Origin of the sequence: Bradyrhizobium sediminis (genome assembly GCF_018736105.1) — a bacterium.
Lineage (GTDB): Bacteria > Pseudomonadota > Alphaproteobacteria > Rhizobiales > Xanthobacteraceae > Bradyrhizobium.
This window is the reverse complement of sequence record NZ_CP076135.1, coordinates 2,087,963-2,101,381: the sequence shown is the minus strand read 5'-3', so window position 1 is coordinate 2,101,381 and position 13,419 is coordinate 2,087,963. Positions and strand designations below refer to the sequence as shown.

Below are 13,419 nucleotides of genomic sequence, written 5' to 3'. Positions count from 1 at the left end.
CCCCCTGCGGTCGCCTGTGCTATAATGGAAGCCCATGAGCCGCATACCGAACTTTGCGAATATCGCTTTTGAGAAAACCGCCCCTGCACAGCCTGCCGGCGGCGCCGAACCGTGGCTGACGCCCGAAGGCATCCTGGTAAAGCCGGGCTATGGCGAGGCCGATCTCGAAGGCATCGATTTCCTCGAGACCTGGCCCGGCATCGCGCCCTATCTGCGCGGCCCCTACCCCACGATGTATGTCAACCAGCCCTGGACCGTCAGGCAGTATGCCGGCTTCTCCACGGCGGAAGATTCCAACGCGTTCTACCGCCGCAACCTCGCCGCCGGGCAAAAGGGCCTCTCGGTCGCCTTCGATCTCGCCACCCACCGCGGCTACGATTCCGATCATCCGCGGGTGTCGGGCGATGTCGGCATGGCCGGCGTCGCGATCGATTCGATCTACGACATGCGCACGCTGTTCTCAGGCATTCCGCTCGACCAGATGAGCGTGTCGATGACCATGAACGGCGCGGTGCTGCCGATCCTGGCGCTGTTCGTGGCGGCAGCCGAGGAACAGGGCGTGCCGCCGGAGAAGCTCTCGGGCACCATTCAGAACGACATTCTGAAAGAGTTCATGGTGCGCAACACCTATATCTATCCGCCGGCGCCTTCGATGCGGATCATTTCCGACATCTTTGCCTACACCTCGCAGAAGATGCCGAAATACAATTCGATCTCGATTTCCGGCTATCACATGCAGGAAGCCGGCGCGACGCAGGACCTCGAACTCGCCTACACGCTGGCCGACGGCGTCGAATATCTCCGCGCCGGGCTTGCCGCCGGCCTCGACGTCGACCGCTTCGCACCAAGGCTGTCATTCTTCTGGGCCATCGGCATGAACTTCTTCATGGAGGTGGCAAAAATGCGCGCGGCAAGGCTGCTGTGGGCCAAGCTGCTGACGCAGTTCAATCCGAAGGACCCGCGCTCGCTGTCGCTGCGCACGCATTGCCAGACCTCGGGCTGGTCGCTGACCGCGCAGGACGTCTACAACAACGTGATGCGCACCACCATCGAGGCGATGGCGGCGACGCAAGGCCATACCCAGTCGCTGCACACCAACGCGCTCGACGAGGCGCTGGCGCTGCCGACCGATTTCTCCGCGCGCATCGCGCGCAACACGCAATTGTTCCTGCAGCAGGAAAGCGGCACCAACCGCATCATCGACCCCTGGGGCGGCTCCTATTATGTCGAACGGCTGACCCGCGATCTCGCGGCGAAGGCCTGGGGGCACATCCAGGAGGTCGAGGCGCTCGGTGGCATGGCGAAGGCGATCGAGGCCGGCGTTCCCAAGCTGCGGATCGAGGAAGCCTCCGCCAAGACGCAGGCGCGGATCGACGCCGGCAAGCAGGCGGTGATCGGCGTCAACAAGTACAAGCCGGTCGAAGAGGCGGCGATCGACGTGCTGAAGGTGGAAAACTCCACCGTGCGGCGCCTGCAGATCGACAAGCTGGCGCGGCTGCGATCCGAACGCAGCCAGAAAGAGGTCGACGAGGCGCTGGCGGCGCTGACCCGCAGTGCCGGCGAAGGCAACGGCAACCTGCTGGCACTGGCGATCGATGCCGCGCGCGCAAAAGCCACCGTCGGCGAGATTTCCGATGCGATGGAGAAGGTGTTCGGACGCCATCGCGCCGAGATCAAATCCATCACCGGCGTCTACAAGCGAGAGGCGTCCACCATGTCCAACCGGGTCGAAAAAGTGCAGGCGCTGATCGATGCGTTCGAGGATGCGGAGGGCCGCCGGCCGCGCATCCTGGTCGCCAAGATCGGCCAGGACGGCCATGACCGCGGCCAGAAGGTGATTGCGTCGGCGTTCGCCGACGTCGGCTTCGACGTCGATATCGGACCCTTGTTCGCCACCGCCGAAGAGGCGGCGCGGCAGGCGGTCGAGAACGACGTGCACATTCTCGGCGTGTCGTCGCTGGCGGCCGCCCACCTCACCGCGGTGCCGGAACTGAAAGCCGCGCTGAAGAAACAGGGCCGCGAGGACATCATGATCATCGTCGGCGGCGTGGTGCCGCCGCAGGATTACGACGCGCTGTACAAGGCCGGCGCCGAGGCGATCTTCCCGCCCGGCACCGTGATCGCGGATGCCGCCGAAGAGCTGATCCACAAGCTCAACGCACGGCTCGGGCATAGCGAGGCGGCGGAGTAACTTCCGCCGGCCATACTTTCTCTCAGAGGACTTCCCTTGCGCGCTGCTGCCTTCACGTTTGCCCGCAGGATCGGCCTCGCGGTCGCATGCCTGGCTTCGCTCGCTGCAGCCCGCGCCGCCGAGCCCAACCCCGACGCCTCGATCAAGACCAAAGCGGTCGAGGCCACCGTGCTGCTCGACGACCAGATGAAGGCCGATCCCGCGCTGGCGGCGGATTGTCTGGCCGAAGGCAGGAAGTGGATCGAGAAGAACGCCGCGGAGGCCGCCGCCTCGCGCAAGCAGGAGCCGCAACTGTTTCGCGACGGCGGCTGGACCTTCGAACGCAAATATTCCGTGCGCTCCGTGGTCGGCGGGCACTATGTCAGCATCGTCAGGTTCGACTACATGGATACCCGCGGCGCGCATCCCAATTCGGACGTCAACACCATCCTGTGGGACTCCACCGCGAAGAAGCGCATCAGCATCCGGCCGTTCTTCACCGAGACCGCCGATAACGGCCCGACCATGAAGGCGATGCTCAAGGACGTGATCGCTTCACTGAATGCCGAAAAGAAGAAGCGCGACGCCGGCGATACCGCCACCGCCGAATGGTACAAGGACCTCGCGCCGAAGCTGCTCAAGATCGGCGCGGTGACGCTGGCGCCGTCGACCGTATCCGGCAAGAGTTCCGGCCTCACCTTTCATTATCCGCCCTATGCGGTCGGCCCCTATGCCGAAGGCGAGTATGTCGCCTTCGTGCCATGGGAAGACCTGAAGTCCTATTTGTCGCCGGAGGGCAACGCGATCTTCGGCGGTGCCCGGCCCAAGGGCGACGATGACGGCCAGCGCTGACCGGTCGCAGCCCGCGCGATATCGGCAAGGCGGTCCGCGTCCGCATCAAGGCTGACGTCTTGCGACCGCGGCGCAAAGCTGCCTAGAATGCCCGCATCATAAGAGCGCCGGGATTCACCGGCGCCGTGGGGAGAGACACATGCCCAAAATCACGCGCCGCGCCTTTGCAGCTTCATCCGCCGCTGCCGCGGCAACAGCAGCTTTCGGTTTCAAGCCAGCTCTGGCGCAAGCCTATCCGGCGCGCCCGGTGACCGTGATCGTGCCGTGGGGTGCGGGCGGCGGCACCGATGCGACCGCGCGTATCGTTGCGGCGCTGTTGGAAAAGGACCTCGGACAGCCGTTCAACGTGGTCAACCGCACCGGTGGCTCCGGCGTGGTCGGCCATTCGGCGATCGCCACCGCACAGCCCGACGGCTACACCATCGGCATGCTGACGGTGGAAATCTCGATGATGCACTGGCAGGGGCTCACCGAACTGGCGCCGAAGAGCTACACCCCGCTGGCGCTGATGAACGAAGACCCGCCCGGCATCCAGGTCGGCTCGACATCGCCCTACAAGACCGTCAAGGAGCTCGCCGACGCCATCAAGGCGGCACCTGTCGGCAAGTTCAAAGCCTCCGGCACCGGCCAGGGCGGCATCTGGCATCTCGCGCTGGTCGGCTGGATGCAGGCCATGGGGCTTCCGGCCAATCAGGTTGCCTGGGTGCCGTCGAACGGCGCTGCGCCGGCGATGCAGGATCTCGCGGCGGGTGGTCTCGACCTCACCACCTGCTCGGTGCCGGAAGCGCGCGCGATCATCGAGGCCGGCAAGGCGCGCAGCCTCGCCATCATGGCGCCGGCGCGCAACCCCGCATTCCCCAATGTGCCGACGCTGAAGGAGGCGATGGGCATCGACTATTCGACCGGCGCGTGGCGCGGCATTGCGGGTCCGAAGGGCCTGCCCGCAGATGTCGCGGCCAAGCTCACGGCGTCGCTGAAGAAGGTCTACGACTCCAAGGAGTTCAAGGACTTCATGAGCAATCGCGGCTTCGGAACGGTGTGGGGCGATGCGGCCCAATTCGCAGCCTTCATGGACAAGGGCGACGCCCAGATGGGCCTGGCGATGAAGGCCGCCGGCCTCTCCAAGGCCTGATCCGTCCCGCCGGCTCACTTCCTCGGAAATCCGTGGGGATCATTCATGCGTCTTCCCGATCGCGTCACGGGATTGTTTCTCGTTGGCCTCGGCGCAGCCGCCGCCTATGGCGGCTGGCTGCTGCCGCCGGTGCCCGGCCAGCCGGTCGGCCCCAACGTGTTCCCGCTGGTGATCGGGAGCGGGCTTGCACTTTGCGGGCTCGCGATCGCATTCGGCATCGGCCACAGCTTCGAAGAGGAAGAGGAGATCATTCCGATCGAGGGCGGCGAGGTCAAGGCGCCGCCCGGCAAGCTCTACGGACTGCGCGCCCTGCTGCCGCCGGCGCTGCTGCTGTTCTACGTGGCGGTGGCCGACCGCCTCGGCTTCATCATCACGGCCGCGCTGATCGTCTATGGCACGGCAACCGCGCTCGGCGCCCGGTGGAAGCTTTCGCTGCCGCTCGCCGTGCTGGCGCCGATCGGCATCCATCTGATTTTCAGCAAGCTCTTGCGCGTGCCGCTCCCGATCGGGCTGCTGCCGATGCCGTGGTGATCCATGCTCAACACCCTGATTGAAGCGTTCGGCCTGATTACGACCTGGGAAGTCATCATCGCGATGCTGGCGGCATCGATCTACGGGCTCGTGATCGGATCGCTGCCCGGCCTGTCCGCCACCATGGCGACCGCCCTGCTGGTCCCGGTCACTTTCTACCTCTCGCCGATCGCCGCGATCGCCACCATCGTGGCGGCGTCCTCGATGGCGATCTTCTCCGGCGACATTCCCGGCGCGCTGCTGCGCATCCCCGGCACGCCGGCTTCCGCAGCCTATGCCGACGAGGCCTACGCCATGACCCGCAAGGGCGAGGCCGAACTCGCGCTCGGCGCCGGCGTCTGGTTCTCCGCCGTCGGCGGCATCGCGGGCACGCTCTCGCTGATGATCCTCGCGCCGCCGCTCGCCGAAATCGCGCTGTCGTTCTCGACCTTCGAATATTTCTGGCTGGCCCTGCTCGGCCTGATGTGCGCGACGCTGGTGGCGCGCTCCTCCCCTGTGAAGGCCATCGCCGGCATGTTCATCGGCCTCCTGGTTTCCTGCGTCGGGATCGAGAACCCGGGCGGCGTGCCGCGATTCACGTTTGGCTTCACCGACCTGTTCGGCGGCATCGAGCCGATCCCGGCGCTAGTCGGCGTCTTTGCCGTAGCGCAAGTGATGCGTGCGATGCTCACGCCGGAACCGCCGCCGATCCCCCGACGCAAGTTCGGAAGCATCATGGCGGGCCAGTGGAGGCTGACCAAGAAGTATCAATGGCAGATGACGCGGGGGAACATCATAGGCATCATCATCGGGGTGCTGCCGGGCGCGGGCGCCGACATGGCGGCCTGGGTCAGCTACGCGATGTCCAAGCGCTTCTCGAAGGAGCCGGAGAAGTTCGGCACCGGCCACGTCGAGGGCCTGGTCGAGGCCGGCGCCAGCAACAATGCCAGCATCGCCTCGGGCTGGGTGCCGTCGCTGTTGTTCGGCATTCCCGGCGACACCATCGCGGCGATCGCGATCGGCGTGCTCTACATGAAGGGGCTCAATCCCGGCCCGACGCTGTTCACCGAGAAAGCGTCGAGCATGTACGCGATCTACCTGATGTTCATCATCGCCAACATCATGATGATTCCGCTCGGCATCGTCATGATCCGGCTGGCAAGCTACGTGCTGCGCGCGCCGCGCTGCAGCGTGATGCCGGTCATCATGCTGTGCTGCGCGGTCGGCTCGTTCGCCATTGGCAACAACATGTTCGGGGTGGTGACGGTCGCGACCTTCGGGGTGATCGGCTACGTCATGGAGGCGAACGGCTATCCGGTGGCGGCGATGGTGCTCGGGATCGTGATGGGCACCATGGTGGAGCAGGCCTTCGTCACCTCGCTGATCAAATCCGACGGCAGCATCCTGCCGTTCTTCGAGCGGCCGATTTCCGCGATCCTCGCCTCGATGGCGATCGGCGCGATGATCTGGCCGGTGCTGGTCTGGGTGTGGCGGCGGTTGAAGCGCGAATCGCCCGCCCCCGCCGCGCCGACCCTCTGAGCAAGCCCTGCGCCCTCTCGCATGTCGCGCCCGGCCGTTGTAAACGGAGGCATGACCCTGCCGAAACGTGCCTCCCTCGATATCAAAGCATTGGCGAAAGACCTGCGCTCGGGACACCGCGCGGCGCTGGCGCGCGCCATCACACTGGTCGAAAGCCGGCGCGGCGATCATCAGGCAGCGGCCCGCGACCTGGTGCAGGCGCTGCTGCCCGACACCGGCACGGCTATCCGGGTCGGCATCACAGGCTCGCCCGGGGTCGGCAAATCCACCACCATCGACGCGCTCGGCATGTTCCTGATCGAACGCGGCCACAAGGTCGCGGTGCTCGCGGTCGACCCCTCTTCCGCGCGCACCGGCGGCTCGATCCTCGGCGACAAGACCCGGATGGCGCGGCTGTCGGCCTCCGATCGCGCCTATATCCGGCCTTCACCTGCCGCCGGCACGCTCGGCGGCGTCGCGGCCAAGACCCGCGAGGCAATGCTGCTGTGCGAGGCCGCGGGCTTCGACGTGGTGCTGGTGGAAACCGTCGGCATCGGCCAGTCCGAGACGGCGGTCTGCGACATGACCGACTTTTTCCTGGCGCTGATGCTGCCGGGCGCCGGCGACGAGTTGCAGGGCATCAAGAAGGGCCTGGTTGAGCTCGCCGACATGATTGCCATCAACAAGGCCGACGGCGACAACATCAAGCGCGCCAATCTTGCCGCGGCGGAATATCGCGGCGCACTGCATATCCTCAGCCCGCGCTCGGAACACTGGCAACCGCCGGTGGAGACCTATTCGGCGTTGACCGGCGCGGGCATCGACATCTTGTGGCGGAAGATCCTCGAGCACCGCACCGCGATGAACGCCTCGGGCGAATTCGCCGAACGGCGACGGGAGCAGCAGGTGAAGTGGATGTGGTCGATGCTGGAACAGCGGATGATGGCACGGCTGCGCGCCGATCCGGCGATCCGCAGCAAGGTGAGGAAGATCGAGGCGGAGGTGGCCGACGGCCGCATCGCGCCGGCGCTGGCGGCGGAGCAGATCGCGGACATGCTGGCGTGACATGAGCGACAAACTCCGCATTCTCGTCACCGGCTTCGGCCCGTTTCCCGGCGCGCCGTACAATCCGACGCAGCCGCTGGTGGCGCGGCTGTTGCGCCTGCGCCGTCCGGCGCTCGGCGATGTCGAGCTTTCGGGCCACATCTTCCCGGTCACCTACAAGGCGGTCGACCGCGAGCTGCCGGAATTGCTGGCAGCGAAGAGACCGCAGGCGCTGCTGAGTTTCGGCCTCGCCTCGCGCACGCCTTACCTCCGGGTCGAGACCCGCGCCCGCAACGCCGTCACCACGCTGTGGCCCGACGCCGATCACGCCCGGGTGCGGAAGGGATCGATCGCAGGCGGCGCCGATGCCATGATGTTCGGTCCGCATACCGCAAGACTGTTGCGCGCAGCTGATAGCACCGGCATCGATGCGCGCGCTTCGCGCGATGCCGGCAGGTACCTCTGCAACTATCTGAGCTGGCGCGCGATCGAGGCGACCTGCAGCGATAACGGTCTCCGCCTCGCCGCCTTCGTGCATGTGCCGCCGCTCGCGCGCAATGGTGCGCAGCAACGCAAGGGCGCGGCGCATCATGTCACCCTGGAGGAGATGGTCGACGCCGGCGAAGCCATGCTGCTGGAGATGGTGAGGCTGGCGCGGAGGGCCGCGCGGGAGGACGCTTGATCCTCGCCCTCCTCCCGCTCGCCGCGTGAGGTTAAGATTAACCCTACCCCCAACAATCGCCTTCTTCCGCCCTCGCCTTCGCCACGCTCCGCCGTATTTTTGCGTTACTCCAAACCCTGCGGACGCATGGCAATTGTGTCTGCCGGAGACGCGATCATGGACGTCAATCGCCGCCATCTCATCGGAACAGCCGCTGCCGGCGCAGCCGGCGCGCTGGCGATGTCACCAGACGCTGCGCGGGCGGCGCCGCCGACGTCGGCGCTCGGGCGCGACGCCACCCAATATGGCGTCAGGCCCGGCAGCCCCGACGACCAGACCAAGGCTCTGCAGCGCGGGATCGACGAGGCGGCGCGGGCGCAGGTCCCGCTGGCGCTGCCACCGGGCGTCTATCGCACCGGGATGCTTCGCCTGCAAAGCGGAACGCAGCTCATCGGCGTGCGCGGCGCGACCAAACTGGTGTTCAACGGCGGCGCGTCGATGCTGCAAGGCGAAGGCGCGGGCAGCGTAGGCCTCACCAACCTCACGCTCGACGGCGGCGGCATTCCGCTGCCGACCCGGCGGGGGCTCGTGCATTGCCTCGGCGGCCGCGACATCCGCATCACCGACTGCGAGATATCAGGCAGCGGCGGCAATGGCATCTGGTTCGAACAGGTCTCCGGCGACATCAGCGGCAACATCATTGCGAGGTCGGCGACGACGGCGATCGTGTCGTTCGACGCGCTGGGCCTGCTGGTTTCTCGCAACACCATCCTTGGCACCAACGACAACGGCATCGAGATCCTGCGCACCGCCATCGGCGATGACGGCACGCTGGTAGTCGACAACCGCATCGAGGACATCAAGGCCGGCCCGGGCGGCTCCGGGCAATACGGCAACGCCATCAACGCCTTTCGTGCCGGCAACGTCATCGTGCGCGGCAACCGCATCCGCAATTGCGACTATTCGGCAGTGCGCGGCAATTCAGCCTCCAACATCCAGATCACGGGCAACAGCGTCAGCAATGTCAGCGAGGTGGCGCTGTACTCCGAATTCGCTTTCGAGGGCGCCGTGATCGCCAACAACACCGTGGACGGCGCGGCGCTGGGCGTGTCGGTCTGCAATTTCAACGAGGGCGGCCGCATCGCGGTGGTTCAGGGCAACATCATTCGCAACCTGCTACCGAAGCGCCCGATCGGCACCGCACCGGACGACGATGCCGGCATCGGCATCTATGTCGAGGCCGATACTTCGGTCACAGGCAACGTGATCGAGAACGCACCCTCGTTCGGGATCATCGCCGGCTGGGGCAAATATCTCCGCGACGTCGTGATATCAGGCAATGTGATCCGCAATTCCTTTGTCGGAGTCGGCGTATCGGTGGCGCCGGGCGCCGGCACCGCGCTGGTCAACAACAACATGATCTCGGAAACGCCGCGCGGCGCCGTGGTCGGGCTCGATCACGCCCGGCCGATCACGCCGGATCTGTCTGCCGAGGGCGCGCAACGCTTTGCCCAGGTGGTGGTGGGAACGAACGCGGTGCGGAGGTAGAGTTACGTCCTGCCCCGAAGCGGCGTGACACCTCAAGACACGACGGTCCTCCGGCGCCGGACCATCAGGACGAACACGACCGCGAGCGCCGACGTTACCGTGTACATCGTGAACGCGTTGAGATAGCCGATCATCGCCGATTGGCGCGCGATCTCCTTCGCGACCCTGGCGAGGCCCGGCACGGTGTCGAAGTTCCACGCCCCCGTCAGGCCCGGCGTGGTGAGCGCCCGATTGTAGGGTGTGATCATCTCGGTCATGCGGCTGTAATTGGCGCCGGTCGTGCGCACGATCTCGGCGATCGACAACGAGATGAAGAAGCTCGAGCCGATGTTGCGCAGCAGGTGGAAGATCGAGGATGCTTCGGCGTAGTCCTTCGCCTCCAGGGTATCGAACGCCACCACCGTGATCGGCACCCAGACGACGCCGACGGCCAAGCCCTGAATGGCGCTGTTGATGACCAGGATCTCCATCGTCACGTTGAGATCGAACGTCAGCATCCACAGCCCGGCCACGGTTTGCAGGCCGAAGCCAAAGGCCATGCTGATGCGCGGATCGATCCGGCTCATGAAACCCGCGGCAAGGAAGCCTACCAGCATTCCCATGCCGCGGCTTCCGATCACCTGCCCGACCAGCGCGTCGGAAAACCCGACATGCTGTTGCAGCAGCGGCGGCAGCAATACCATCGGCGTGAAATTCAGCATGCCGTAGATCGTCACCAGCGCGAGTCCGATCGCATAATTGCGGTCGGTCAGCAGCTTCAGGTTCAGGAACGGCGCGCGGGCGCCTAGGCTGTGCACGATGAATACGTAGAATGCGATAGCTGCGACCAGGCACTCGATCACGATCTCCGTCGAATTGAACCAGTCCAGCCGCACGCCGCGCGCGAGCACGAGTTGCACGGCGGCTAGCGCAGTGGCAAGCGCAAGGAAGCCGGTCCAGTCGAAGCGAACCTTCACCAGCCGCATGGTGGAGGGCAAGGTCAAGCTCATGCCGATGGTGGCGCAGATGCCGATCGGCACCAGCATGTAGAACGACCAGCGCCAGCTGTGGATCTCGGCGAGATAGCCGCCGAAAATCGGACCGAAAACCGGTGCGACCGCAACCGCCATCCCGAAGACCGACATCACCATCGTGTGCTGGTGGCGCGGGAAGGTGTCGAACAGGATCGACTGCGACAACGGCACCACCGGCGCGCCCGCGCCGCCCTGAAGGATCCGCCACAACACCAGCATTTCGAGCGATTGCGCCATCCCGCACAGCATCGTTGCAACCGTGAAGCAGGCAATCGAGTACACCACGACGCGCTTGGTGCCGAAGCGGGACACCAGCCAGCCGGTCATCGGCGTCACCACCGCGGTCGCGAGAATGTTGAACGTCATCGCCCAGGCAATCTCGTCCTGGGTGGCCGACATCGCGCCCTGCATCTGCGGCAGGATGGTCGATGTCGTCAGCAGCGCCGTGCCATAGAGCGAGGACCCCAGAACCACGGTAGCCAGCGTCAGATAGCGCTGCGCCGGGGACATGGTCCTGGCCGGGCCCTCGGTATCGATGCTTGCGGAGCTCGAGCTCATGTCCCCTGCGATCGAAAAGATAATAACCTAGCTTACCAATTAAATAGCCTAGCTTACTAATTCGCCGGCGGCTACAATTGCCGGATGCCGAACACCGACGAATACATTGGTGTCGTGATCTCGGACGTCGCCCGCCTGCTGCGGACGGAGTTCGATCGCCGCGTGCGCCGGCTCGGGATCACCCGCGGGCAATGGCTGGTGCTGACCCGTCTGCACCGGCATCCGGGCGCGTCGCTTTCCGAGCTTGCCGAGATGATGGAAGTGGAAAAGGCGACGGCGGGCCGCATGATCGACCGGCTGGTGGCCAATGGCTGGGTTGCGCGCCGGAACCAGCGTGACGACCGACGCGTCAAGCGGGTCTTCCTCACGCCGGAAGCCGAGCGGGTGCACAAGCGGATCTGGCGCGTCGCCGAGGCGACGGTCGAGGACGCCCTCGCCGACCTTTCCACGCGCGAGAGCAAGCAGCTGATGACGTTGCTGCAGCGCGTCAAGAAAACCCTGGTTACTGCAGTGGATGGCGCCCCGACCGGGAGGGCCCCGGCTGCCGGCCGGAAACCCATGCCGCGTGCCGGGCGCGGTCACAATGGGAAGGCCGCGCCATGATGAAGCGCCTGCGACCTTGGGCACTGGTGGGCGTGCCGGTACTCGTCCTTCTCGGCGCCCTGATCGCCTGGCTGCAGGGTGGCCGATACGCCTCGACCGAGAACGCCTACGTCAAGGCCGACATCACCCAGGTCGCGAGCGAAGTGCCCGGCCGGATTATCGACGTGCGCGTTCGGGACCATGCGGTCGTCGAAGCAGGCGACGTGCTGCTGCGTCTCGATCCCTCGGCCTACCAGCTCGCGCTGGCGAAGGCCGAAGCCGAGATCGATTCTGCGCGCGCCGCCGTCGAGCAACTCAAGGTGAGCCTGCGCGAGATTCGGGCCGAGGCCACCGAGGCCGAGAACAAATTGTCGTATCTTCAGACCCAGGCCAAACGTCATCGCGATCTGTCCGGCCGCGGCGTCACTTCGACGGCCAGAGTCGAGCAGGCCAACAGCGAGGAACAGGAGGGGCAGGACCGCCTCGCGGTACTGCAGCAGCGCATCGCCCGTGTGGAGGCGGCGCTCGGCGGAAAGCCGGACAGGCCGACCGACCAATATGCGGCGGTCCGCGAAAAGCAGGCGCTGCGCGATCGCGCGGCCCTGGATCTCGCCTATACGGAGATCAAGGCTCCGCGCGCCGGCGTGGTCGTCAATTTCAGGCTTCAGCTCGGCGAGCAGGTCAAGGCGCAGTCGCCGCTGTTCGCGCTCGTCACCGACCGCCGGCCCTGGCTCGAAGCCAACTTCAAGGAAACCGACCTGACCCACGTGGCCGTCGGGCAGAAGGCAAAGGTCGTCCTCGACATGCACCCCGACATGACCTGGGATGCCGAAGTGGAAAGCATCAGTCCGGCGACCGGCGCCGAGTTCGCGATCCTGCCGGCGCAGAATGCCTCGGGCAACTGGGTGAAGGTGGTGCAACGCCTGCCGGTGCGGCTGCGGTTGATGGAGCGGCCGGGCGAGCCGCCGCTGCGCGCCGGCATGACCGCCTATGTCAGCATCGACACGAAGCGCACACGCAAGCTCTCCAGCATCTTTGGCAGCGGCGCTGCGGTTGCAGCGCGCCCCGATCCGCAGGAGACGACCAAGACGGAATAGCGGGCTTATCCGCCCGGCGCCCTATAGCGCATTGCGGAGCAGCGGATAGCGCTGCTCGATCGCGGCGATATCCAGCGTCGGCTCCGGAGCATTCTGCATCGCCACCACGGATGGCGCGTCTTCGGCACAAACCACATCGCCTTCCACGAGAGCCGGAACAGCGGACAGCGGCGGCTCGTCCAGGATTTTCAGCGGCTGCGGCGAAGCGGCCTGATCACGCACCGTCTCGCGGCGCGGCGGCGGCACTCTGCGGCCGAGCCAGGACATATCGATGGCGGAATTGTCGAATGACGCCTCGCGCGCCGACAGGCTGCGCCAGGTTTCGACCGCTGTCTTGGCCTCCTGGATATTTTCGAGGAACGCCAGTTCGCTGTGGTAGCGGCGCCAGCGGCCGGTCTCGAACAGCTCGGTCAGGTATTCCAGCCGCTGTTCGGCGAGATTGCACCAGCGCGCGACGATGTCGCGGCCATCTGCCACGTCCACTCGATGTGTCATGAGCCAGCCCGTAAGGAGAAAAACGGACGCGGACGCAACGAAACCGAATCAGCCGAACGTGACAGAGATATTTTGTGGAAAACCTTAACGAAGTCTAGCGAGAGACCTTATTTGGCCGCAAGCGGCTGCAGAAAACCGTACTAGTGCGGGGTTTTCCGCCCTGTCCGCAGTCAAGACGCCTTCGGGCATAGCCGGGCTGCGGGTTCAGCTGCCACAGGAGCGCCCGCATCTATCCACTG

12 protein-coding genes are annotated in these 13,419 nt (G+C 65.8%); 10 read left to right on the top strand and 2 right to left on the bottom strand.

Annotated features, from left to right (window positions below):
* The first annotated feature begins 34 nt into the window (after positions 1-34).
* The 8 genes from scpA (at position 35) to KMZ68_RS09960 (ending at position 9,435) form a co-directional block, all read left to right on the top strand.
* Positions 35-2,191: a methylmalonyl-CoA mutase gene (gene scpA, locus KMZ68_RS09995; protein WP_215602610.1), complete on the top strand. Its 2,157-nt coding sequence runs from the start codon at positions 35-37 to the stop codon at positions 2,189-2,191.
* A 69-nt stretch (positions 2,192-2,260) separates the two neighbouring features.
* A complete protein-coding gene (locus tag KMZ68_RS09990; RefSeq protein ID WP_371741470.1) occupies positions 2,261-3,022 on the top strand; it encodes an RsiV family protein in 762 nt (253 codons plus the stop codon).
* A 139-nt stretch (positions 3,023-3,161) separates the two neighbouring features.
* Positions 3,162-4,154 carry a tripartite tricarboxylate transporter substrate binding protein gene (locus KMZ68_RS09985; protein WP_215615609.1) on the top strand — a complete coding sequence of 331 codons (993 nt, stop codon included), beginning with the start codon at positions 3,162-3,164 and terminating at the stop codon, positions 4,152-4,154.
* Positions 4,155-4,199: 45 nt separating this feature from the next.
* Positions 4,200-4,685: a tripartite tricarboxylate transporter TctB family protein gene (locus KMZ68_RS09980; RefSeq protein ID WP_215615608.1), complete on the top strand. Its 486-nt coding sequence runs from the start codon at positions 4,200-4,202 to the stop codon at positions 4,683-4,685.
* A gap of 3 nt (positions 4,686-4,688) precedes the next feature.
* Positions 4,689-6,203, top strand: a complete 1,515-nt coding sequence (locus tag KMZ68_RS09975) for a tripartite tricarboxylate transporter permease (protein ID WP_215615607.1) — start codon at positions 4,689-4,691, stop codon at positions 6,201-6,203.
* A 51-nt stretch (positions 6,204-6,254) separates the two neighbouring features.
* Positions 6,255-7,247 (top strand): methylmalonyl Co-A mutase-associated GTPase MeaB, encoded by a 993-nt coding sequence (gene meaB / locus KMZ68_RS09970; protein WP_215615606.1) that lies wholly within the window; start codon positions 6,255-6,257, stop codon positions 7,245-7,247.
* Between the two features lies 1 nt (position 7,248).
* Positions 7,249-7,908, top strand: a complete 660-nt coding sequence (locus KMZ68_RS09965; protein WP_215615605.1) for a pyroglutamyl-peptidase I — start codon at positions 7,249-7,251, stop codon at positions 7,906-7,908.
* A 156-nt stretch (positions 7,909-8,064) separates the two neighbouring features.
* Positions 8,065-9,435, top strand: a complete 1,371-nt coding sequence (locus tag KMZ68_RS09960) for a TIGR03808 family TAT-translocated repetitive protein (protein WP_215615604.1) — start codon at positions 8,065-8,067, stop codon at positions 9,433-9,435.
* 32 nt (positions 9,436-9,467) lie between these two features.
* On the opposite strand, the gene KMZ68_RS09955 is transcribed toward KMZ68_RS09960, so the two are convergent.
* Positions 9,468-11,006: a DHA2 family efflux MFS transporter permease subunit gene (locus tag KMZ68_RS09955; protein WP_215615603.1), complete on the bottom strand. Its 1,539-nt coding sequence runs from the start codon at positions 11,004-11,006 to the stop codon at positions 9,468-9,470.
* Between the two features lie 84 nt (positions 11,007-11,090).
* On the opposite strand from KMZ68_RS09955, the gene KMZ68_RS09950 reads away from it, so the two are divergent.
* Both KMZ68_RS09950 and KMZ68_RS09945 read left to right on the top strand, forming a co-directional pair.
* On the top strand, positions 11,091-11,609 hold the full coding sequence (locus KMZ68_RS09950; protein ID WP_215615602.1) for a MarR family winged helix-turn-helix transcriptional regulator: 519 nt from the start codon (positions 11,091-11,093) through the stop codon (positions 11,607-11,609).
* Positions 11,606-12,685: an HlyD family secretion protein gene (locus tag KMZ68_RS09945; RefSeq protein ID WP_215615601.1), complete on the top strand. Its 1,080-nt coding sequence runs from the start codon at positions 11,606-11,608 to the stop codon at positions 12,683-12,685. Before KMZ68_RS09950 ends, KMZ68_RS09945 begins: the two co-directional genes overlap by 4 nt.
* A gap of 21 nt (positions 12,686-12,706) precedes the next feature.
* Here the strand turns inward: KMZ68_RS09945 and KMZ68_RS09940 are convergent, their stop codons facing one another.
* The gene (locus tag KMZ68_RS09940) at positions 12,707-13,168 is read right to left on the bottom strand and encodes a TIGR03809 family protein (protein WP_371741437.1); all 462 of its coding nucleotides are present in this window, start codon (positions 13,166-13,168) and stop codon (positions 12,707-12,709) included.
* Positions 13,169-13,419: the final 251 nt, after the last annotated feature.

Bases quoted from the DNA above. Each gene is read 5' to 3' on its own strand.
- scpA (WP_215602610.1), top strand. From the start codon at position 35: ATGAGCCGCATACCGAACTTTGCGAATATCGCTTTTGAGAAAACCGCC.
- KMZ68_RS09985 (WP_215615609.1), top strand. From the start codon at position 3,162: ATGCCCAAAATCACGCGCCGCGCCTTTGCAGCTTCATCCGCCGCTGCC.
- KMZ68_RS09980 (WP_215615608.1), top strand. From the start codon at position 4,200: ATGCGTCTTCCCGATCGCGTCACGGGATTGTTTCTCGTTGGCCTCGGC.
- KMZ68_RS09975 (WP_215615607.1), top strand. From the start codon at position 4,689: ATGCTCAACACCCTGATTGAAGCGTTCGGCCTGATTACGACCTGGGAA.
- meaB (WP_215615606.1), top strand. From the start codon at position 6,255: ATGACCCTGCCGAAACGTGCCTCCCTCGATATCAAAGCATTGGCGAAA.
- KMZ68_RS09965 (WP_215615605.1), top strand. From the start codon at position 7,249: ATGAGCGACAAACTCCGCATTCTCGTCACCGGCTTCGGCCCGTTTCCC.
- KMZ68_RS09960 (WP_215615604.1), top strand. From the start codon at position 8,065: ATGGACGTCAATCGCCGCCATCTCATCGGAACAGCCGCTGCCGGCGCA.
- KMZ68_RS09955 (WP_215615603.1), bottom strand. From the start codon at position 11,006: ATGAGCTCGAGCTCCGCAAGCATCGATACCGAGGGCCCGGCCAGGACC.
- KMZ68_RS09950 (WP_215615602.1), top strand. From the start codon at position 11,091: ATGCCGAACACCGACGAATACATTGGTGTCGTGATCTCGGACGTCGCC.
- KMZ68_RS09945 (WP_215615601.1), top strand. From the start codon at position 11,606: ATGATGAAGCGCCTGCGACCTTGGGCACTGGTGGGCGTGCCGGTACTC.